This is a genomic window from Sorangium sp. So ce448, from assembly GCF_051520915.1.
GTDB lineage: Bacteria > Myxococcota_A > Polyangia > Polyangiales > Polyangiaceae > Sorangium > Sorangium cellulosum_B.
The window spans coordinates 1618295-1639353 of sequence record NZ_CP150343.1 but is presented as its reverse complement, the minus strand read 5'-3'; the positions used below and the strand labels follow the sequence as shown (position 1 = coordinate 1639353).

14 protein-coding genes are annotated in these 21059 nt (G+C 73.0%); 3 read left to right on the top strand and 11 right to left on the bottom strand.

Annotation, left to right across the window (positions count from 1 at the left end):
- Positions 1-198 precede the first annotated feature (198 nt).
- From WMF45_RS06080 to WMF45_RS06055, 6 genes are all read right to left on the bottom strand, one after another.
- On the bottom strand, positions 199-1515 hold the full coding sequence (locus WMF45_RS06080) for a glycosyltransferase (RefSeq protein WP_437715999.1): 1317 nt from the start codon (positions 1513-1515) through the stop codon (positions 199-201).
- A 37-nt stretch (positions 1516-1552) separates the two neighbouring features.
- Positions 1553-2731, bottom strand: coding sequence for a glycosyltransferase family 4 protein (locus WMF45_RS06075; RefSeq protein WP_437715998.1), 1179 nt, complete (start codon positions 2729-2731; stop codon positions 1553-1555).
- Positions 2728-5364, bottom strand: a complete 2637-nt coding sequence (locus WMF45_RS06070) for an MMPL family transporter (protein WP_437715997.1) — start codon at positions 5362-5364, stop codon at positions 2728-2730. Before WMF45_RS06070 ends, WMF45_RS06075 begins: the two co-directional genes overlap by 4 nt.
- 76 nt (positions 5365-5440) lie before the next feature.
- Positions 5441-7030 (bottom strand): glycosyltransferase family 4 protein, encoded by a 1590-nt coding sequence (locus WMF45_RS06065; RefSeq protein WP_437715996.1) that lies wholly within the window; start codon positions 7028-7030, stop codon positions 5441-5443.
- A 259-nt stretch (positions 7031-7289) separates the two neighbouring features.
- Complete coding sequence (locus WMF45_RS06060) at positions 7290-8285, bottom strand: glycosyltransferase family protein (protein WP_437715995.1); 996 nt, start codon at positions 8283-8285, stop codon at positions 7290-7292.
- Positions 8286-8291: 6 nt separating this feature from the next.
- Positions 8292-8441: a hypothetical protein gene (locus WMF45_RS06055; protein ID WP_437715994.1), complete on the bottom strand. Its 150-nt coding sequence runs from the start codon at positions 8439-8441 to the stop codon at positions 8292-8294.
- Positions 8442-8760: 319 nt separating this feature from the next.
- On the opposite strand from WMF45_RS06055, the gene WMF45_RS06050 reads away from it, so the two are divergent.
- Positions 8761-10347, top strand: coding sequence for a serine/threonine-protein kinase (locus WMF45_RS06050; protein WP_437715993.1), 1587 nt, complete (start codon positions 8761-8763; stop codon positions 10345-10347).
- Between the two features lie 28 nt (positions 10348-10375).
- Here the strand turns inward: WMF45_RS06050 and WMF45_RS06045 are convergent, their stop codons facing one another.
- The 3 genes from WMF45_RS06045 to WMF45_RS06035 all read right to left on the bottom strand — a co-directional run bounded on the left by WMF45_RS06045 (position 10376) and on the right by WMF45_RS06035 (position 14933).
- Positions 10376-11692, bottom strand: coding sequence for a glycosyltransferase family 4 protein (locus WMF45_RS06045; RefSeq protein ID WP_437715992.1), 1317 nt, complete (start codon positions 11690-11692; stop codon positions 10376-10378).
- 285 nt (positions 11693-11977) lie between these two features.
- Positions 11978-13969 (bottom strand): SBBP repeat-containing protein, encoded by a 1992-nt coding sequence (locus tag WMF45_RS06040; protein ID WP_437715991.1) that lies wholly within the window; start codon positions 13967-13969, stop codon positions 11978-11980.
- A 28-nt stretch (positions 13970-13997) separates the two neighbouring features.
- Entirely contained in the window at positions 13998-14933 is a 936-nt protein-coding gene (locus WMF45_RS06035) for a hypothetical protein (RefSeq protein ID WP_437715990.1), read from the bottom strand.
- A gap of 278 nt (positions 14934-15211) precedes the next feature.
- On the opposite strand from WMF45_RS06035, the gene WMF45_RS06030 reads away from it, so the two are divergent.
- Together WMF45_RS06030 and WMF45_RS06025 are read left to right on the top strand one after the other, a co-directional pair.
- The gene (locus WMF45_RS06030) at positions 15212-16945 is read left to right on the top strand and encodes a DUF1592 domain-containing protein (RefSeq protein ID WP_437715989.1); all 1734 of its coding nucleotides are present in this window, start codon (positions 15212-15214) and stop codon (positions 16943-16945) included.
- Positions 16945-18327 (top strand): DUF1552 domain-containing protein, encoded by a 1383-nt coding sequence (locus WMF45_RS06025; RefSeq protein ID WP_437715988.1) that lies wholly within the window; start codon positions 16945-16947, stop codon positions 18325-18327. Before WMF45_RS06030 ends, WMF45_RS06025 begins: the two co-directional genes overlap by 1 nt.
- 78 nt (positions 18328-18405) lie before the next feature.
- On the opposite strand, the gene WMF45_RS06020 is transcribed toward WMF45_RS06025, so the two are convergent.
- Both WMF45_RS06020 and WMF45_RS06015 read right to left on the bottom strand, forming a co-directional pair.
- Entirely contained in the window at positions 18406-19599 is a 1194-nt protein-coding gene (locus WMF45_RS06020; RefSeq protein ID WP_437715987.1) for a PEGA domain-containing protein, read from the bottom strand.
- Positions 19596-21056 (bottom strand): protein kinase domain-containing protein, encoded by a 1461-nt coding sequence (locus WMF45_RS06015; RefSeq protein WP_437715986.1) that lies wholly within the window; start codon positions 21054-21056, stop codon positions 19596-19598. Before WMF45_RS06015 ends, WMF45_RS06020 begins: the two co-directional genes overlap by 4 nt.
- Positions 21057-21059: the final 3 nt, after the last annotated feature.

The following is a 21059-nucleotide window of genomic DNA, read 5'->3' as shown; positions in this document are numbered from 1 at the left end:
GGCGGCGCGGCGCGCGCCAGTCTAGTTCCACCCACCAGGGGCTCTGCCAGCGATCCGGAGAGAGATTTCAACGCGAAGGCGCAACGGCGCCAAGGCGCAAAAAAGCAATACAATTCAAGCACTTTGCGCCGTTGCGCTCGTGGCGTCTCTGCGTTCAAACCTCTCTTCGCTCGCGAGCCAGATCCCTGGCGAACGTCTTCAAGCAGGCTGGCGGGCGCGCCGGGCGGCCGCGTCGGCGATGACGCGGTCCAGGATCGCGGCCACGCTGGCCGCGGCCGCCTCGGACGACAGCGCCGCGGGCGGAGGCGCCGGGACCGGCAGCGCGCCCGTCTCCCGGAAGCGCGCGAGGTGGCGCGCGAGCGCGGCGGCGATGCCGTCGATGTCGTCCGGCGCGACGCGCGCGTTGTCGCCCCGGTACGAGAGGAGCTCGTCGACCTCCCGGTTCGCCGTCACGCTGACGACGGGCATCCCCGACGCGATGTAGTCGTAGGTCTTGGCCGAGATGCGCAGCACGACATGGGGGCTGAACATCGCGAACAGCACGTGCGCTCGCCTGAGCTCGCCGAGCACGCCGCGGTGCGGGACCAGGGGGAGCGCCTCGACGTACGGCGTGAGCCCCATGCGCTCGAACCAGCCGCGGTCGTGATCGGACATCCGGCCGATCTGCCGGAACACGACGTCGCCGGGCGCGAGCCGCTCGCGGTCGATGAACCGTCGCAGCACGGCGCCTATCTGGTCGGCGGAGACCTCCTCGCGGATCGTGCCCAGGTGGAGCACGACGAAGCGGCGGGGCGGCTCCGGCTCGGGCGCCTGTGAGTACAGCGCGAGATCGAAGTGGTTGCGTACGAACGAGGACTTCGACGAGAGCTCGGGGAAGCGCGCGCGGTAGGCCTCGAGCGCGGCCCGGGTGTTGAAGATCACGTGGTCGGCGCCCTCGAGCCAGCGGCGCTCCAGGCGCGGCACGATGGCGCGCCGGGCCCGCTCGGCCAGGCCGGACGGCGGCCCGTTCCCCGTCTCGTGCAGCGAGTACGGGTCGCGCATGTCGAGGACGAGCGGCACGCCGAGCGCCCGCTTCACGTGGAGGCCGACCGGGCAGGCAGAGTACGGCCCGGCGCTCACCACGACGGCCTGCGCGCCGGTGCGGCGGGCCAGGGCCACCGCCGCGCGCGCCCCGCGCGGCGCGTGCGCGATCCAGCGATCGGTGAGCGCCTGGAACGGGCGGAGCCCGACGAGCGGCCCCGCGCGCCCCGCGGGGAGCGGCGCCCGCGCGCGGAGGGCGCGCAGCGCGGCGCCCGCGGCGAGGACGGCCGGATCGAGGTACTCGTCGAAGACCTCGACCTCGGGCGGCAGCGCGGCGAGCAGCCCGTCGTCGCGCGGATCCTCGGGGAAGGTCCCCGACAGGACGGCGACGCGGAAGCCGTGGCGCGGCAGGTGCCGCGCGAGCTTCACCCAGCGGAAGGCGCCGACGCTCGTCTGGGGCGCGAAGGCGGGGGAGATCAGCAGGAAGGGGCGCACGTTCGGTCCTCTCGCGGGCAAGCTGGCGTCCACGACGTCAGCCCTCGCCGCGCCCCCCGCGCTCGAGCAGGTCCGCGTAGAGCGCGAACAGCGCTTCGAAGTGCTCGTCGCTCGTGGGCAGCCGCTCCCCCGCGGCCCGCGCCGCCGCGACGCGCTCCTCCCGCGGGCGCGCGAGCACCCGCTCGATCGCGGCGGCCACCTCGCCGGGCGAGGCGCGCGGCGCGTACACCTCGGCGGCGCCGGGCTGCACGAAATCCAGCGCGGCGCCGGCGGCAGGGACGACGAGCGGCAGGCCCGAGCACAGCGCCTCGCCCAGCACGAAGCCGAACGTCTCGGCGGCGCCCCCGTGGACAAAGACGTCGGCGCTGGCGTGCAGCGCGGCGTAGGTGGCGCGGTCCTTGGCGAAGCCGAGGAAGGTCACCTGCGGAAGGGCGGCCGCGCGGCGCTCGAGCCGCGCCCGCTCGGGCCCGTCGCCCAGCACCGCGAGGGCGACCGGGCGCCGCGCGGCGAGCTCCCGCACGGCGTCGATCACGAGCGCGACCCGCTTCTCGACGGCGAGCCGGCACGCGACGAGGAGCAGCGCGGCCGACGGCTCGTCCGCGAACCGGCCGAGCAGGCTGCGGCGCAGCGCCGCGTCCGCGCGGGAAGGGTCGAAGTCGCCGCGCTTCACGCCGAAGGTGACGCGGTGGACGCGCTCGCAGCCGTGGCTGCGGAGCTGCTCCGCGATGAACGTCCCGGGGGCGATCGTCGCGTCGAACCGCCGCGACAGCGCGCGCGGCCAGGCGAACAGCGCGCCCTCGAGCGCCCGGGCGACCGCGCGCGGGCGCACCCGGTCGAGCAGCGGCGCCGCGTAGGTGCTGATCTGATCCGAGTGGTACACGAACGCGCGGAGCGGGACCTCTCGGGCGCTCGCCGCGACGAGCGCGGCCGTGTACGGCGCGCTCGCCTGCACAACGTCCGGCGCCTCGCGGCGGATGATCGCCCGCGCCGCGCCGAGCCGGAGCAGCGCGTGGTAGGTCGGATCGTACGGCATCGGCGGGCCGGCCACCCGCACGATGCGGCCCCGATCGAGCGGCACGACCTCGTCGCGCGGCCCGGGCGCCACGACGACGATCTCGTGGCCGCGCCGGCTCCCCTGGCGCACGAGCTCCTCCAGGTAGGACCGCACGCCGCCCCCGCGGGACGAGAAGAACTCCGCGACGTCGAGGATCTTCACGAGTGGTTGCTCCCGCGCAGGAGGAGGCCGCCCTTCCACGAGCGCCGCATCCGCGCCGATCGGTTCATGACGTGGAGCAGCGCCGGGAGGAAGAGGAGCGCGCACGCGACGCACGCCACCTCGCCGCTGACCGCGACCCAGCCGAACGAGTTCAGCGCCTGGTTGTCGGCGAAGATGAGCGACCCGTAGCCCAGCACGGTCGTGTAGCTGCAGAGGGCCACGGGGCCGGCAGAGCGCTTGAGCCCGAGCGACACGTCGCCGCCGAGCAGCCGCGCGCGATCGAAGACGTTGAAGGGGTACTCGCAGCCGATGCCGAACGTGATCGGGAGGGCGATGAAGTTCAGGAAGTTGATCTTGACGTCGAGCGCCGCCATGGCGGTGGCCGTCGCGAGCACGCCGAGCACGAGGGACAGGAGGACCGCGAGCGCGCCCGCCATGCTGCCCGTCGCGAGCACCACGACGATCGTGACCGCGAGGAGCGAGGCCGCCGTCGCCAGCGGGCCGTCGCGCTCCATCGACCGGATCATCTCGGCGAAGACCGTCGGCCTGCTCGCCGTGACGACGTGGGTCCCGTCAGGGAGGACCACGTTGCCTGTCGTGTCGGCCATCCGCAGGAGGTTCCTGCCGTTCGAGAACGAGACGTTGTTCTTGTACTTCACGTAGAACACCGTCCCCACGACGCCGTTGTTCTCCTCGAACCTGCGGCGGATGAGGTCGGGCAGGTCCTTGGGGCCGATGACGCGCAGCGACTCCGGCGGCTTCATGCTGAGGACGCGCTCCCGCTCCTCGGGGCTCAGGGCCTTCAGCACCCGCGGGGTCAGCCGGTCCCGGATGCGCTCCAGGACCTCGATCTTCCGCTGCTGCTCCTCGGCCGTGCCGGGGAGGGCGTCGGCGATCGTCGCGACGTCGGCCACGAGCTGGCCCTGCGGATCCTTCGCGTCGTTCGCCAGGATCTGCGCCTTGATGGCCGGCACCTGCTCGGGGGTGTCCGCGAGCATCATCGCGCCGGCGACGTTCATCTTCCCCCCGAAGACCTCGGACGCCTTGAGCGACCAGCTCCCCGCGCCCTTCTCCCGCGAGCTCTTCGAGCCGAGGCGCGCGAAGTTGTACTCCCAGGGATCCCGGATGTACGCGGGGAGCTTCCACGCGGCGAGCGCGACGATGACCGGCGCGACAGCGAGGAACGCGAACGGCCACCGCGACGTCACGCGCGCGAGCGCCCGCGCGCCGGGCCCCGCGGTGCCCTCGTCCGAGACGCGCGGCGCCGGATCGCGCATCCAGGGCGGGAGCCTCGCCTGGATGCGCTCGATCGCGACGAGCGTCGCGGGCACGAGCGGCACGATGGACGCCCACACCATGATCATCCCGACGAAGCCGATCGTGCCGAACTGGCTGAACCCGCGGAAGTGCGTGATCGTCAGCGATCCGTACGCGATCGCCGCCACGCTCGCCCCGACGAGCTCGGCGCGGAACGCGTTGATGACCGCCTCGCGCCGCGCCTCGTCCGCGGGCATGCCGCGCGCGCGGAAGTCGCGGTACCTCGACAGGAGCACGATCGGGTAGTTGACCCCGTTGCCGACGATGATCGCCCCAAGGAAGGCGCCGACCGTGTTGACGTAGCCGTAGGTCAGGGTCGCGAACGCGTACCCCGCGCTGGCGCCGAAGGCCGTGGGGAGCAGGATCACCAGGAGCGACCAGGGCGAGCGGTAGTAGATCATCACGCCGCCGACGATCAGCACGAGCGCGATGACGGTGGCCCACACCGCCTCGCTCACGAGCGACTTCTGCTCGGCGATGGCGTTCGGGATGTCGCCCGCGTACCCGACCTGCATGGCCGGGTGGAACGCCGCAGGGTCGAGGCGCGAGACGAGCGCGGTCACCTGGTCGAGGAGCTCCGCCGCGCGGCGATCGCCCATCCCGGCGCTGCGCGAGACGATGCGGAGCGCGACCATGCGCCCGTCGGGCGTGGCGAAGTAACCGCTCGGGAACTCGTCGATCTTCTTCAGGCGCCGCTGGAGCTCCTGCCAGGTCTCGTCGAGCGACAGCCCCTTTTTGGCCGGCGCCGGCGCCGCCGCCGCGCCCGCCGCGCCCGCGTCACCTCCGGGCGCCCCGGGAGCCTCCAGATCCTCGATAAGGCCGCTCCGCAGCGCGAGCTCCAGCTCGATCGCCTCGTCCGCCGCCTCGAGCTCGCGGACGCTCGCGTAGAGCCACTTGTTCGCGTCGAAGAAGCTGCGGACCTCCTTCGTGCCGGACTCCACGTAGCGGATGAGCGCCGGCGGCCCGCACGCCGCCCTGCAGGCGTCGTCGGCGCACGCGGCGGCGCAGGCCGCGCGCTTCCGGAGCGGCTCGTTCAGCTGCTCCGCGAGCGCGTCGATGAACCGCTCGTTCGCGCCCCGATCCGGCGACTCGGCGATGACGATGAGCTGCGCTCCGCCGTCCACGCGCTGGGCCTGACGCTCGTAGGCCTGGAACGCCGGGCTGTCGCGCGGCAAGAGCTCCCGGAGCTCCGTGCGCAGCTCGAGCCGCGACGCGTACCCCCATAGCCCCCCCATCGAGAGGAGGGCGAGCGCGATGACGAGCCAGGGACGGCGCCCGCTGAAATCGACGAGCGCACCGATCATCCTGAGGAGCATTCGAAGGACACCTCGAAACCGGGAACACCTCGAAGCGGCCGCGTGCGGGCCGGCTTCGGGCCGGTCTTACCACGCGCTAGGCGCAGAACGACGGCTGGATACCCTTCGGCCGCGGCGCCGCCGCGGGGCGCAGGTGGCCGAACGCGAAGAGGCCGCCGGTGAAGCCCATCCAGGTGCGGAAGTGCCGGAAAGTCTCCAGCCACTGGAGCGCCTTCGGCCCGTCGACGAGCGGGCGCAGGTTGGATTGCCTCGCGTGCTCGCGCGCGTGCGCGAACGCGTTCGCGAGCATCCGCTGCACGACGAGGGGCGAGGACCGCTCGCGCGCCCGCTGCTCGGCCGCGCTCCCGAGCCGCGCGGCGGCGAGCGGGTCGCGCGTGAGCGCGAGCACGGCCTTGCCGAACGCGGCGTTCGCGCTCTCCTCGGCGATCGGCCCGCGGCCCGGGTCGATCAGCAGGCCGTTGTGGCCGCTCTGGATCTGCGAGCTCACGCCCATGCCGTCGGCGAACGCGACCGTCGGGGAGCCGCACCAGAGCGCCTCGCTCAGCACGTTTCCGAACGTCTCGCTCAGCGAGGAGTGCAGGAAGAGGTTCGCGTGCCGGTAGTAGTCCGAGATCTGGCTGTACGGCACCTCGCCCGTGAAGATGACCCGACGCGCGACGCCCAGCTCGCGCGCGAGCGCCGCGTACGCCGCGCTGTCCGGCCCGTCGCCGACGAGCGTGAGCGTCGCCTGCGGCTCGTGCGGGGCGATGTGCTCGGCGAAGATGCGGATCAGCCGGTGCTGCGACTTCTCCCGGGTGTGGCGGCCCGCGCAGACGAGGCGCGGGCCGCGCGTGTCGAGCCCGCGCTCCTCGAGCAGCTGCACGTACGGGTCGGGGCCGAGCGGGCGCTCGAACACGTCCTCGGGGACCATCCGCGGGATGACGTGGATGGGCACCGTCACGCCCCGTTCGCGCCAGTAATCGCGCAGGCCCTCGCTCAGCACGACGAGGCCGTCTCCCTGGTTGTACAGGTCCACGAAGAGCCGCTCCATCGGCGCGCGGAGCGTCTTGTGGAGCACCGTGTGGACCGCGCCGATCCGGGAGACCCGCTCCGGCAGGAGCACGTCGTACGCGGCCGCGAGGTGCGTCGTGTTCACGCAGAGCAGCGGGACGCCGCGCATCTTGCGCAGCCAGATGCCGAACTCGACGAGCAGGGTCGTGGTCTGCGCAAAGCAGATGTCAAAATCCCACCGCATCGGATCGAGCACCGAGGATCCCACGGGGATCGGCAGGTGCACCCCCGGGTAGGTGCGCAGCGGCAGGCTGGGCAAGGCGACGGTGCCGGGAGGGATCTCGTCGGCCGAGGCATCCGGATCCCGAGGTCCGATCAGTGTTGCCTGGTGACCACAGGTGTTGAGCGCGCGATACAGGGCCCGCGTCTGGAAGACCGCGCCATTCGCGTAAGGAATGCGCGTGAAATCGCTGAGGATGGCGACCTTGAGCGGCCGCCCGTTGGCGCCGGAGAGGGCAGCGAAGGGATTCTCTGGAATCGCCGCTTGCGCCCTGACGGAGGAGAGCCCTCCCCGCGCGGGTCCCGTCGACGGCGTGTGGCGCGCCGGCGCGATCGCCTCGTGCGGCGCGCGATCGCTCCGGTGGTCGCTGAGCGGCAGAATTGCATCCATCGTCATCTTCGTTGCTCCTGGAGAAGCGGCGCGAACCGTGGTCGATGACCGACCGAGGCGCGCAGCGTGACGGGCGGTAGGGCGCTGGTGTCGCGCCCGCGACAGCCGTGTCGCGCTGCGGCCGCGAGCGCTGCCTGCTGCTCGGCACAGCAGCCATTCCTCGTCGGCCGATCGGCCTGTCGGCAGTGGGCGTAATTAGCAAACGTCATGCCGCTTGTGTCGACTTCGGCCACGGTGCGAGGTGCGAACGTCGCGATGCACCTCGTCACGAGGCGCCCGCGCACGCCTCCTCCAGCAGGGTGAGCACGGCAGAAGGGGCGCTCGGCAGCGCGCGCGCCAGGTCGATGCGAGCGAAGTCGGCGGCGCGGCAGCGATCGAAGAAGCGCGCCACGACGGCCGGCGAGAGCGCCGCGAGCGAGCTCGCGACGGCGACGCCGGCCCGCTCGGCGAGGAGCGCGTTGAGCGTCTGCTCGTTGTGGCGGTCGTCGTGGAGCGCGAGCACGGGCTTGCCGGCGAGCACGCACTCGGCGAGGACGTTGCTGCCGGCGGTGGTCACGACCGCCGACGCGCCCTCGAGGTGACCGAGGAACGCGCCCGGATCGAAGGCGCGCGCCTCGACGCCGGGCACGTCGAGGCCCCGGTCGCCGAACGCGATGACGCGCCGGCCGTCGCGCGCGACGAGCGCGAGCACGCGGCGCGCGTCGCACTCGCTGAAGTAGCAGACGACGGCCCCGGGCTCGCCGGCGCGCGCGGGGGCGAGCCGGCGCTCGGGCCGCGCGACGAGGGTGCCCGGCGTCTCCGGCTCGATCGGCAGGAAGTGGACGGCGACCGCGCGGCGCGCCCGGCTGGAGGCCCAGGTCGTGCGCCGGCACGCGAGCACCCGCAGCCTCGGCAGCCCCTCGGGCAGGCGGCAGCGCGAGAAGACGAGATCGTGGCCGAGCGCGACGGCGGGGATCCCGAGCGCGCGCGCGGCGAGCAGCGACGGGACGTCGCCGTCGCTCACGATGGCGTCGGGCCGGAAGCCCGCCTGCTCGACGATCTCCTTCGCCAGGCGGCGCGGGAGCTCGATCACGCCCGCGAGCCCGCGGTGGATCGGCCGCACGGGGCGGTGCTCCGGGAGCGCGCCGAGCAGGTCAGCCGCCTGGCCGCCGCCGTAGATCCGGAGCTCGTGGCCGCGCTCGCGGAGGGCTCCGACGATCGGGAGCGCGCGGCTCGCGTGCCCGCGCCCGCGCCCGTGGACGTAGTAGCCGATCTTCGCCACGGGCCGTCAGCGCACCGGCGCGCCGCAGCAGCCGCGCGCGCGAGAGAGGGCCGGTCCCTGGATCACGCGCGGGCCCATGGCCGCCCGCGCGGGGGCCGCGCCGGCGAGCACGCCATTGCGGACCGCGATGATCACGAGCGCACGTCTCTGCTTCATCCCATTTCCCCGCGGATCGCCGCCGAGATCGCCGCCGTGGCGGGGGTCTCGGAGCGAGCGCGGAGCGCCTCTACAACGGACGCCCCGCCGGCGGAACCCCGGAGGCGCGCTCGCCGCGCCGCGCCCGGGCGGCGCTCGCGTGGCGCGTACGACGTGGGCAGCGCGTACGACGTCTGTGATGCGTGCGATGCGCGCCACACGTACGTTGCGTGCGACACGTGCGATGCGTCATTTCTCGCTCCTCCAGACGGGCTACGTGCGCTTTGACTCCGCGCCAGCGCGGGGCTCCAATGGCCTGCGATACGGCCCGCGCCGCACCATGACCGCCTCGAGCAGCTTCCATTCGACGGGATCCCAGGGACCTCGAGGCATCAGCTCGGCGGACGAGCGCCGCGCGATGGCGCGGGGGCTCCCCACGGCGCTCGTGACCTGGCCCACGTTCGCGGCGCTCGACGTGTTCGTGGTGCTCGCCGTGTTTCCGAGCGCCTCGGTGACCCGGCTGCTGCTCTACCGGCTGCTCGGCGAGGTCATCCTGCTCTGGCTGTACCTCCTCGCCCGGCGCGAGCAGACCTCGGCCGAGCTCCTCGACGCGGCGCACGTCTTCGCGGTCTGGAGCACGGGGGGGCTCATCTCCGTGATGGCGCTGGAGTTCGGGGATCTGACCTGGAACTACATGCACGGGCTGTCGATCGTGATGCTCGTCGACGCGACGATCCTGCCCACGCACTTCTCGCGATCGCTCCGGATGACGATCCCGGTGGCGCTCAGCTTCCCCATCATCATGGGCGCGGGGGCGTCCCTCGACCCGGCGCTCGCGGCGCAGTGGACGTCGCCGCGGTTGCTCGTGATCTTCGCCTGCAATTACATCTTCGTGCTCGCCACCGCGATCCTGGTGTCGGCGGCGAGCCACGGCCTCTGGTCGGCGCGCCAGCAGGTCTACGAGGCCCGCAAGCTCGGCCGTTACCGGCTCGTGGCGCCGGTCGGTCGGGGCGGGCAGAACGAGGTGTGGCTCGCCTGGGACGAGTCGCTGCGACGCGACGTGGCGCTGAAGCTGCTCCGCAGCGAGAGCAAGTCCGAGGGCGACGTGCGCAGCTTCGAGCGCGAGGCGCGCGCGACGAGCCGGCTCACGTCGCCGCACACGATCCGGATCTTCGATTTCGGCGCGAGCAGCGACGGCATCTTCTACATCGCGATGGAGCACCTGGCCGGCGCCGACCTGGCCACCCTGGTGCGCGATCACGGCCCGATGCCGCCCTCCCGGGTCGTCCACTTCGCGCGGCAGGCCTGCCTCTCGCTGGCGGAGGCGCACGACGCGGGCGTCATCCACCGCGATATCAAGCCCCACAACCTCTACATCACGCGTGTGGGCGACGAGCAGGACGTGCTCAAGGTGCTCGACTTCGGGATCGCGAAGCAGGTGAGCCTGGAGGGAGACGCGAGCATGACGGACGTCGGCGTGATCAAGGGAACGCCGACGTACATGTCCCCGGAGATGATCTCGGCCGGCGCCGTGGACGCCCGGAGCGACATCTACTCGCTCGGGGTCACGCTCTATTACCTGCTGACGGGCGTGGCCCCCTTCGACGGCCGGAGCTTCGGCAAGCTCGTCTACTCGCACCTGACGATGCCGCCGATCCCGCCGTCGCTGCGCGCGCCCTGGCCGCTGTCGTCGGAGCTGGAAGAGGTGGTGATGCGGTGCCTCGCCAAGCGGCCAGGCGACCGTTACCAGAGCGCGCGCGAGCTGCTCGCCGCGCTCGACGCGTGCGAGCCGGCACCGGCGTGGACGCCGGACGACGCAAGGAGCTTCTGGACGGCGCGCGCCGCGATGCCGCGCGCCGAGCCGCCGCCCCCGGATCCCGGCCCCACCGTGCGCCTGCGGCCCGAAAAAGCCGTGCCCGTGGCCTGAGGCGGAGCCAGGGCGAGCGCGCAGCCCTTCAGGCCTGGCCCGCCACGAGCTGAGCGCCGTCGGGGAACCGCCTCGAGGGGGGCGGCGCCCGTCGCACGGACGCAGGGGGTTGCGCGTCCGCCTGGAGCGCGGGGCCCTTGTCGATCACGGGCATACGCAGCGGCGCGGGCGCTGGCGAGCGCCGCTCGCTCCGCGCCAGGACGAGCGTGTCGTGGAGCGCGCGAGCGCTCTCGTCCCACCCCTTGCACCCGGCGAGCGCCGAGATCCGCTCGGGATCGTAGGGCGCGTGCGCGGCGCGCTCCATGGCGCCGGCCAGGGCGGGGAGATCGCCGGGCGCGACGAGCTCGCCGAGCTCGGGGCGGCTGATCACGTCGGGGATGCCCCCGACCCGCGTCGCGACCACCCGTCGGCCCGACGCGAGCGACTCGATCACGACGTTGGGTGTGCCCTCGTGATGGCTCGGCAGGACGAGCGCATCGCAGGCGGCGACCCAGCGCGCCACTTCTTGGTGCGGCAGGCGACCGGTCATCAGGACGCGCCCGCCGAGCCGCTCCGCCGCCGACCTGCAGGCCTGCTCGTCCGCGCCGCTCCCGACCAGCGCGAGGTCGACGTCGGGGTGCGCGGCGGCGATGCGCTCGAACGCGGCGATCGCGTCGAGCGCGCCCTTGTCGCGGAGCAGGTGGCCGACGTAGAGCAGCAGCCGGCGCTCCGCGGGGCGGCCCAGGGCGGCGCGGGCCTCGCGCCGGTCGCGCGGGTAGAACATGCCTCGATCGACGCCGTTCATGACGACATCGATGCGATCGCGCGGGACGCCGAGCGCGTGCACCCCCTCGGCCAGCTGCTTGCTCACGGCGACGACGCGGGTCGCGCGCTGGAGACCCCACCCGAGCGAGGGCCTGACCGCCGGTTGTTGCGAGAGCACGTCGACGTCCGAGCCATGCACCTTGACGACCGCCGGGACGCCGAGCAACTCCGCGAGGCACACAGCGGCGAATCCGTCCGGATAGGCGAAGGAGCCCACGATGACGTCCGGCGCCGGGCGGTGGCGCGCCAGCTCGAAGAGCATGGAAGCCGCATAGAGCGGGCCATTGAGATAGGGCGCCACCTTGGGCACATAGAGGAAACGCGGGTGGCGTACCGGCAATCCCTCGATCACGTCCTCGCGAGGCGCGTCGCTCGACATGGACCACCGAGAGAACCTGGAAGCCCCCGGAAACCAGGGGATCGTCGCGAAGACGTCGATGTCGCAATACCTCGAGAGCGCGGCGAACTGTCGCCGGTTGAACGGCGCCTGTCCCGGGTTCGTCGCGTTCGGGAAGATCTTGGTGATAAGCAGGACGCGCATACCTCGGCTCCTTCGGACTCACTCGCTCGGCTCGACGGAAATCCTCCGATCAGCGGAGCATCTCGTCGCGCGGTCGAGCGGTGTCGAGCAGAGAACATGCCACTCCGAGAAAGCTGGAAACGAGGCAAGGAATGGGAGCGACGTGCCCGCACGAGCGATGAACGAACATCCATGCCGCCCCAGCGAGGCAAATTGCCACGCGCCGTAGATGGCCTTGGCAGAAGAGGTGGGCAAACAGCGCGCAGCGCTGGCGAGCGAGCGCGACAGTTGCAGTGAGAACGGTATTTATAAAGAGAGCTTCGCGACGAACGCGTCGCCCTGGCCCGCGCTCGCGAGCGCCCCTTGACCGAAGTTGATGGCACCGTAGAAACGGCCGGCGATCAGCACGCTCGCGCCTGAGCCCGCCGCCACGTCGAGGCCGACCTGCGTCTGGACGTCACCGAACAGCTTGCTGAAGACGTGATCGCCGGAGGCGCCGAGCTTGACCAGGTAGACATCGGTCTTTCCTCGGCTCGTCAGCGGCCCTCCGCCGAAGTCCGCCGAGCCGAACAGCGGCCCCGCGAGCAGGAGATTGCCGGCGGAGTCCACCGCGACGCTCGCGCGCGCCCCGGTCTCGAAATCGGTGAGCAGCTGGTCCTCGTCGTCGCCGAAGCGCCGGCTCATCAGGTGCGCTCCGGCCCCGGAGAGCCTGGCGACGAACAGATCTCGCCCGCCGGCGCTCACCAGCGGATCGCCGCCGAGGTCGATGGTCGACGCGAACGTGCCCGTGAGCGCCACGTCGCCCGTCGCCGGGTGGACCGCGACGTCGTGGGCCTCGTCCGCCTCGGCGCCGCCGAACCGGGCGCTCCAGACGTGCTCGCCGGAAGGACGGAGCTTGGCGAGGAAGATGTCGGAGAGGCCGGCGCTCTCGAGCGGCGCGCCGCCGAGATCGATGGATCCCTCGAAATACCCCGCGACGAGCAGGTTGCCGTCGGCGTCGGCCGCGATCCCGTGGGCGTAGTCGTCGCCTTCGCCGCCGGCGCGCAGGGCGAGGAGGGTCCGGCCGTCGTCCGAGGCGAGGCGCAGCACGAAGGCGTCGCGCATGCCCGCGCTCGTGAGCTCGCCGGCGCCGAAGTCGACGGCGCCGTGGTAGCCGCCCGCCACGAGGACGTTGCCCGCCGCGTCGACGGCGATGCGGTCGCAGCGATCCGCGCCGGATCCGCCGAAGATCCTGCTCCAGATGTGCTCGCCGCCACCGCCCAGCTTGACGACGAAGACGTCGTCGCTCCCGTGCGACGCGAGCTCGCCGCCGCCGAGATCGACGCGGCCGAAGGCGCGGCCCGCCACGAGGACGCTGCCCGCCGCGTCGACGGCGAGCGCCATCGCGAACTGGTTGCCGTCGCCCGGGAACAGCTTGCTCCAGAGGTGCGTACCGAACCTGTCGAACTTCGCCACGAAGGCGTCCGTGCCGGTGGCCGTGAGCGGGCCGCCGCCGAGATCGACGGTCCCCTCCAGCTGGCCGGCCACGATCACGTTGCCGTCCGCGTCGAACGCGACGGAGCGGGCGTACTGGCCGTTCGCGTCGCCGAAGCCGCGGCTCCACACGTCCTCGCAGGCGGGCGTCGCGCCGTCGCAGTCCTCGTCGTCGGGCGTGTCGCACGCGTCGAACGCGGGCAGGACCTCCCCCATGCACGGGCCCCACGACGTGCCCTCCGCGTTGCAGACGCGCGTGCCGGCCACGCAGCGCCCGACGCCGTCCGTCCCCCCCGGGCCCGTGTAACACGCCTCCTGCGCGCCGGGCGTACACACGCAGCCGGGACAGCCGCAGTCGAGGCCGCTGCACGCGGCCGGCGTGAGCTCCGCGATCCAGGCGGCGACACACGCGATCTCCTCGGACGAGTAGGGGGCCCCGCCGAGCGGCATGCGCGCGCCGCACGAGGGCGCGTCGGTGAGCCGCACGTAGAGCGCGCTCTCCTCCGGCCGATCGGGGTCGGCGAGCACGCCGGCGCAGCTCGTGGCCGGGCGGCCGGCGACGCGATCGCCGACGCCGAGCGTGACGAGGTCGAGGCCCGCCGCGGGCTCGCCCGGTCCGTGGCAGCTCGCGCCGCCGCACCGCTCGGCGAACACCGCGGGCACGTCGGCGCACGCGGCCTGCGGACCGCCGCCGCCGTGCCGCCGGTCGAACCGCTCCTGATCGTCGATCGTCCCCGGACACCCCGCGAGCAGCGGCAAGGCCGGCGCGACGAGCGCCGCCGCCGTCGCCGCCGCCGTGAAGCGCCCGCCGCGACGGGCAGACACGGCGCGCGCCGCGCGCGCCGAGCGCACCTCACTCCCCATAATAAGCCACCCCCAGGTGAACGCTGAAGAGCTGGTCGAGCGCCCCGCCAGCGATGTACGTGTCCTCTGGCTCGGAGTCGAAATCGTAGAAGAACCGCGCGTACGACGCGCCGGCGCGCGCCTCGATCCCCGGCGCGAACGGGGCGGCGACCGCGACGCGGAAATCGACGCCTCCGGCGCTCGGCGCGCGGAAATGTGAGGCGAGGGCTCCCATCGAGAGCGGCGCCTGAACCCCTCCCCCGGCCTCCAGCGCGACCGGGCCGACCGGCAATCGCCCGTCCACGCCCACGCGCAAGGCGACGTAAGACACCGACGCGGCGTCGCGCGACGCATCGCCCGTCGACTCGATATCGAAGTCGGTCCAGCGGAGTCCGCCGCCCGCGAACAGGACCGGCCCGTCCTGTCCGGCGAGGCGGTAACGGCCCCGGAGGCCCGCGTGGAGCCGGCTCCACGAGGTCGACACGCTCGCTCCGCCGGCGCCCTCCGAGTCGAGGCCGAGCGCGCGAGCGTACGAGAGCTCGACGCCGAGGTCGCGGAGCACCGGGACGGCGCTTCGCGCGAACGGGTACAGCTCGCCCCGGAGGGACGGCATGGGCACGCCCAGCACCTCGTAGGTGCGGAGGTTGTCGGAGAGCAGATCGCTATAGGACAGCGTACGACCCGCGATCTCGAGATCGACACCCGCGCTGAAGAGCGCCGTCCCCGCGGCGGGGGAGCGGGCGCCTTCATCGCGCTCGGCGCGATCGGCGCTGGACGCCGCGCTGGGATCGGCGAGCGCCGAGCCCGGCGCCAGGAGCGCCAGGAGCATCGACAGCGCCGAGAGCGCCGCGCCGAGCGGCGCGGCCGCAGAAGAGCGGCGCGCGCGGCGCCGCGGCGCGATCGGCGAACGAGGAGAGACAGGACAGGCGAGCGTTCGCCTTTGCATTGGGCGCGAGCATAGTCGCTCCGTACACCGCAGGTCGAGCCGCCTTCGAAGGCCGGAGTCCGCGGCAACGCCGTAAGACACGCGCGCACGGGATGATCACATCGGCCCCGTGCTCCCACTTGATTCGGCGGCTCCGAGCGCGGCTCCTATCCGGGAGCGACGGTTTGCCATACGCTCCTTGAAGATGGCGAGATGGCGCGCCACGCACACGGCCGCGCCGCGCACGCTGCACGGAGGGGAACGCGCCGTGCCCTGCCCGCGCTCGCCGACGAGGCACCATGGCTGAACCAAGAGCTCTCCGCTGGCCCATCGGCCTGCTCCTCCTCGCCTCCTGCTCAGGGCAGTTCGGCGATCTCCCCGCGAGCGACGACAACGACGACGGCGAGGCGACGGCGCCGCTCTGCGACTCCATCGAGCCAGGCGAGTCGCCGCTCCGCCGCATGACACGGGTGGAGTACGACAATACGATACTCGATCTCCTCGGCGACGACAGCCGCCCTGCGAGGGGCTTCGTGCCCGAGGAGGAGTCGCTCGGCTTCAACAACCAGGCGGCGGCGCTCGTGGTGAGCCCGCTGCTCGCGGAGCAGTACATGACCGCCGCCGAGGGCATCGCGGCGCGCGCGGCGGGCAAGCTGCTCGGCGAGGCGCCCTCGTGCCGCGGGGCCGCGGCGGGCGCCGCGTGCCGCGGCGAGATCGCGGCGCTCATCGCGTCGCTCGGCAAGCGGGCGTTCCGCCGGCCCCTCGCCGAGGACGAGGTCGCCGAGCTCGCCGCGCTCTTCGACCGCGGGCTCGGCCTCGGGGAAACGCCCGACGACGCGTCGACCGGACTCTCGCTCGTCGTCCAGGCGATGCTCCAGTCGCCGCACTTCCTCTACCGCGTCGAGCTCGGCATGCCGGATCCGGTGGAGGGCGACGTCGTGCCGCTCACCTCGTACGAGCTCGCCTCGCGGCTCTCGTACCTGCTCTGGGGCACGATGCCCGACGACGCGCTCTTCGCGGCCGCCGAGAGAGGGGCGCTCGGCACCGCCGCGGAGATCGCGGCGCAGGCGCGGCGCATGCTGGACGATCCGCGGGCGCGCGAGGCCGTGAAGAACTTCCACCGCCAGTGGCTCGGGCTCTCGAAGATCGACGAGATCGCCGCGGGCGGGAGGGATCCGGAGCTCTACCCCGAGTACCGGGACGAGCTCCTGCCGCTGTTCCAGGCCGAGACCGAGGCGTTCCTGGATCACGCGATCTTCGAGGAGGACGCGAGCGTGAGCACGCTGTTCACGGCGTCCTATTCGATGATGAACCGGGAGCTCGCCGAGCTCTACGGCGTCGAGGGGGGCCCGAAGGGCGAGGCGTTCGAGCGGGTGGAGCTCGATCCGTCGCAGCGCGCCGGCTTCCTGACGCACGCCGGGCTGCTCTCGCTCTACGCGAAGCCGAACCGGTCCTCGCCGGTGCACCGCGGCCGGTTCGTGCGCCAGAGCCTGCTCTGCCAGATCCCGCCGCCGCCGCCGGACGTGGTCCCGGAGCCGCCGATGGTCGACCGGACGAAGACGACGCGCGAGCAGTTCTCGCAGCACGTGTCCGACCCGGGCTGCAGGAGCTGCCACACGCTGCTCGACCCCATCGGGTTCGGCTTCGAGCACTACGACGCGCTCGGCCGCTGGCGGGACGCCGAGAACGGCATCCCGGTCGACGCCAGCGGCGAGCTCACGCAGACGGACATCGACGGGCCGTTCGACGGAGCGGTCGAGCTCGCGCACCGGCTCGCGGAGAGCGAACAGGTGCGCGCGTGCGTCGTGAAGCAGTGGTTCCGCTTCGGCTACGGCCGCGCCGAGCAGCGCGAGGACGCCTGCAGCCTCTCGCAGGCGACGGAGGCGTTCGAGGCGTCCCGGTACAACGTCAGGGCGCTGCTCGTGGCGCTCACCCAGACCGACGCGTTCCGCTACCGGCGCGAGATCAACGTGGGCGACGTGGGAGACGACGCAAGGGGCGCCTCGGAGAGCGCCCCGGGAGGAGAGCCGTGATGAAGCCTTTCCGACTCAGCCGCCGCGCCGTGCTCAAAGGCCTCGGCGGCGCGGCGCTCGCGCTGCCGTTCCTCGAGGCGATGGGCTGCTCGAAGCGGCTCGCGCCGGCGTCGGAGCAGACGGGGCGGGCCGCGTTCGGGCTCGAGTTCCCGAAGCGGTTCATCGTGCTCTACACGCCGAACGGGACCGTCCCGCCGGACTTCTGGCCGTCGTCCTCGACGTTCCGGGACGGCGAGGAGCTGTCGCCCATCCTCGCGCCGCTCAAGGACCACAACAGGGATCTGCTGGTCCTCGGCAACGTGAGCGCGCTGTCGGCGCTGACGGGGCCGGGCGACGCGCACCAGAAGGGCACGGGGCAGTGCCTGACCGCGCGCGCGATGCAGGAGGGCGACTTCCCCGGCGACGCCGGGCTGTCGTGCGGCTGGGCCGACGGCATCTCGCTCGACCAGGAGATCGCGAACCACATCGGCACGAAGACCAAGTTCCTCTCGCTCGAGCTCGGCGTGCTCGTGTACGGGGCGACCGTGGGCGCGCGCCTCGCGTACCGCGGGCCGGCGCAGCCGCTGCCGCCGGAGAACAGCCCGTACGCCGCGTTCGACAGGCTCTTCTCCGACCTGTCGGTCGCGCCCGCCGACGCGACGCGGAAGACCGAGCAGCGCAGGGCGGTGCTCGGCAAGGTGGCCTCGGACTACGACCGGCTGCGCAAGCGGCTGGGCGCCGCGGATCGGCAGAAGCTCGACGGGCACCTCGCGTCGGTGGAGGACATCGCGTCGCGCCTCGATCGCGGCTCGGCGCCGACCTCGCCGGCGTGCGCCGCGCCGGCGCTGACGCCGGATCTCGACGTCGACAAGGTCGCCAGCATGCCGGAGCTCTGCCGGCTCCAGCTGGATCTCATCGCGATGTCCCTCGCCTGCGATCTGACGCGGGTCGCGAGCCTGCACTTCACGAACTCCGCGACGACCAAGGTGCTGAGCTTCCTCGGGCCGGACATCACCGAGGGCCACCACCCGATGGCGCACAACGGCTACGCCGATCAGGTGAACCGCGAGCGGCTCACCAGGATCAGCCGCTTCTACGCCGAGCAGCTCGCGTACCTGATCGCCAGGCTGAAGAGCATGCCGGAGGGCGACGGCACGGTCTTCGACAACACGGTGATCTTCTGGACCAACGAGCACGCGGACGGCAATCACCTGCGCAAGAACATCCCTTATGTCGTCGCCGGGAGCGCAGGAGGTTATTTCAAGACGGGCCGATACGTCGTCCAGCAGAAGGAGGTCGCGCACAACAACCTGCTCCTGTCGCTGCTCCACGCGATGGGCATCGAGGCCGACACGTTCGGCGACCCGGACTTCTGCACAGGACCGCTGACAGGGATGATCTGACGGCGGCCTGCCGGCCGCGCTCGCCGGAGCGAGGCGCAGGTTCGTGTGCGAGCGCCGCCGTGGACCGCGGCGGCCCCCTCAAAACCGGCCACCGAATCCGGTCGGGCGGCCCTCGCCGGCGGCTCCCTGGCCCGCCCCCACCTGCGCGGGATTGGGCTCGTGCAGGAGGAGGAGGCCGGCCGACAGGGCCGCCGCGACGACCGCCCCGGCGCCGGCGATCCATACCCACGACGGCGTCCCGCCGCGCTTCTCGGCCGGCACCAGGCCGACGCGGACGCTGCTCAGCGCCTCGTCCTGAATCCGTATCTGGGCCTGGTAGGGCACCTTTCCCGGCGCCGTCACCCTCACCACGTGACGGCCGCTCGGCACGATGCCCTCCCACTGCCCTTCGCCCAGGAACTCGCCGTCGAGCGCGAGGCGATCGCCCGGAGAGGCAACGATGGAGAGCCTGCCGCCGTTCATCGGCCGCGCCAGCCGGACGTCGAGCGCCAGCTGCGCGCCAGGGGCCACGCTCTCCACGCGGAGGTGCTCCTTGAACCCCGGCTTGAAGACACGGATTCGCCTCGTGCCGGCGTCGACGATCACCTTGCCCGGGAGCGGCGTCTTCCCGATCGGCTCGCCGTCGATCGTCACCTCCGCGTCCCGCTCGCTCACCGCGATGTCCAGGTGACCGACGAGGGCGCTGGCGTCCCGCTCGACCTCGGCGATCGTCGCCCAGTCCTCCGGGAGCAGGACGCCGCGGTCCTCCTGCTTCAACCTGCCCACCAGCGCAAGCAGCTGGGTGTACCGGTGCATCTTGGACGTGCAGGCGATCATGTTCCAGAGGAGGCGCGCGTCCTTCGAGCTCTCGTAGGCGCTCTGGAACTTGAGGAAGGCGCTGGCGAAGTCGCCGTTGCGAAAGAGCGCCTTGCCGGACTCGTAATCGGCCCTGGCCTCACCGCTCAGCCGCTCGCGGGCGGGCGCAGAAGGAGCCTCGCCCGGCGCCGAAGGGACCGGCGCGAGAGCGGCGGGGGCAGGAGCCGCCGGCGCGGGGGCGGCCGGCGCGGGAGCCGCCGGCGCGGGGGCGGCCGGCGCGGGAGCCGCCGGCACAGGAGCCGCCGCAGGGGCGGGCTGGGGTCGCTGCGCGGCCGCGCCGCCGGCCGTGGTCAACACCACGATGGCGACCGCTGGCGCGAGCCCCGTCGCCGGGCGGCGCGAACGCACCGGCGCCTCGCCTGCGTCCGGCTGGAATGCGGGGTGCAACGGGTCGGAGGCGGGTGGTTCCTGTCTCATCTGAGCGGTGGTTCCAAGGGATTCGTCCCTCCGGGCGCCGACGGCGCCTTCGGCGTCGCCGACGCGCTCGTGGCCGGGGGCGCGCGCCGGCCCTCGAGCGCCGCCCCGGAGGGCGCCGCGTCGTTGGCCGGGGCGACGACCGAGGAGACCGGCGGCTGCTGCGGCGGCAAGGCGTCACGGACCGCCTGCGGCGGCTCGGGCGCGATCAGCGGGTCCGCGCCGCGCGCCGCGGTGTCCTGCCGCGCGCGCCGCGGCGCCGTGTCGTCCCGCGAGGCCGCCGCGGCCTGCAGCGCCGCCGCCTCCGGCGCTCTGCCGGGCAACGCGACCGCGCCCCAGAGGGCGAGCGCGAGCACGGCGATCACGACCGCCCCGAGCGCCGCCCCGAGGATCCTGCGCGACCCGGGCCGCGCGGACGTTCGCGTGAGCCCCTGCGTCGTGGGAAGGAGGCTCGCCATCGCGCCGGACGGGGCGCTCGGAGGGCCGCTGGCCGTCACGAGCCGCGGCGGCGGCACCGAACCGGTCGGCGGCACGGAACCGGTCGCCTGCGCCGCCGCTCCGAGGATCCGCGCGGCGCGCTCCGCCCGCTCGTGCCCGCCCGCCGTCGCGAAGGGCACCAGCGCGCGCGCCAGGTCGGCCACGGTCTGCGGCCGCCGGGCCGGATCCTTCTGGAGGCAATGGAGGATCACGGCCTCGAGCCCCGGTGGGATGTCGCTCCTGAGCGCGGTGGGCCGGGTCGGCTCGGCGCTCGCGACCTGCAGCACGAGCTCGGCGAGCGCCGGGGCATCGAACGGCGGCTGCCCGACCAGGAGGCGGTAGAGCAGCGCGCCGAGCGCCCAGACGTCGGAGCGGGCGTCGACCGAGCGCGACGACCGCATCTGCTCCGGGGACATGTAATTGGGCGAGCCGAGCATCTCCCGCGTCTGCGTCAACGACGCGCCGACGCCCTCGGTGCTGCCCGGCACCTCCTTCGAGATCCCGAAGTCGAGGACCTTGATGAGCGTCGCCCCGCCGGGCGTCGTCGTGAGGAAGAGGTTCGCCGGCTTGAGATCGCGGTGCACGATGCCCGCGGCGTGCGCCTCGGCCATCGCCAGGCAGGCCTGCAGGACGTAGTCGGCCGCGTCCACGACGCTGAGCGTGCCGCGGGCGCGGAGCACATCGGAGAGATCTTCGCCCTCCAGGTACTCCATCACGATGTACGGGATGCCCGAGCCGAGCTCACCGACGTCGAACACCCGCACGACGTGCTCGCCCTTGAGGCGGACCACCGCGCGCGCCTCGCGGAGAAACCGCTGCACGAGCGCCGGGCTCTCCGTGCTGAGAAGGAGCTTGATCGCGACGCGCTGCGGGAGGAACAGGTGGCTCGCCGCGACAACGATGCCCATGCCGCCTCGGCCCACGACGCGATCGACCCGGTACTTGCCGGCGATGACGTCTCCTTCGACGACAGGTGGCTTCATGGG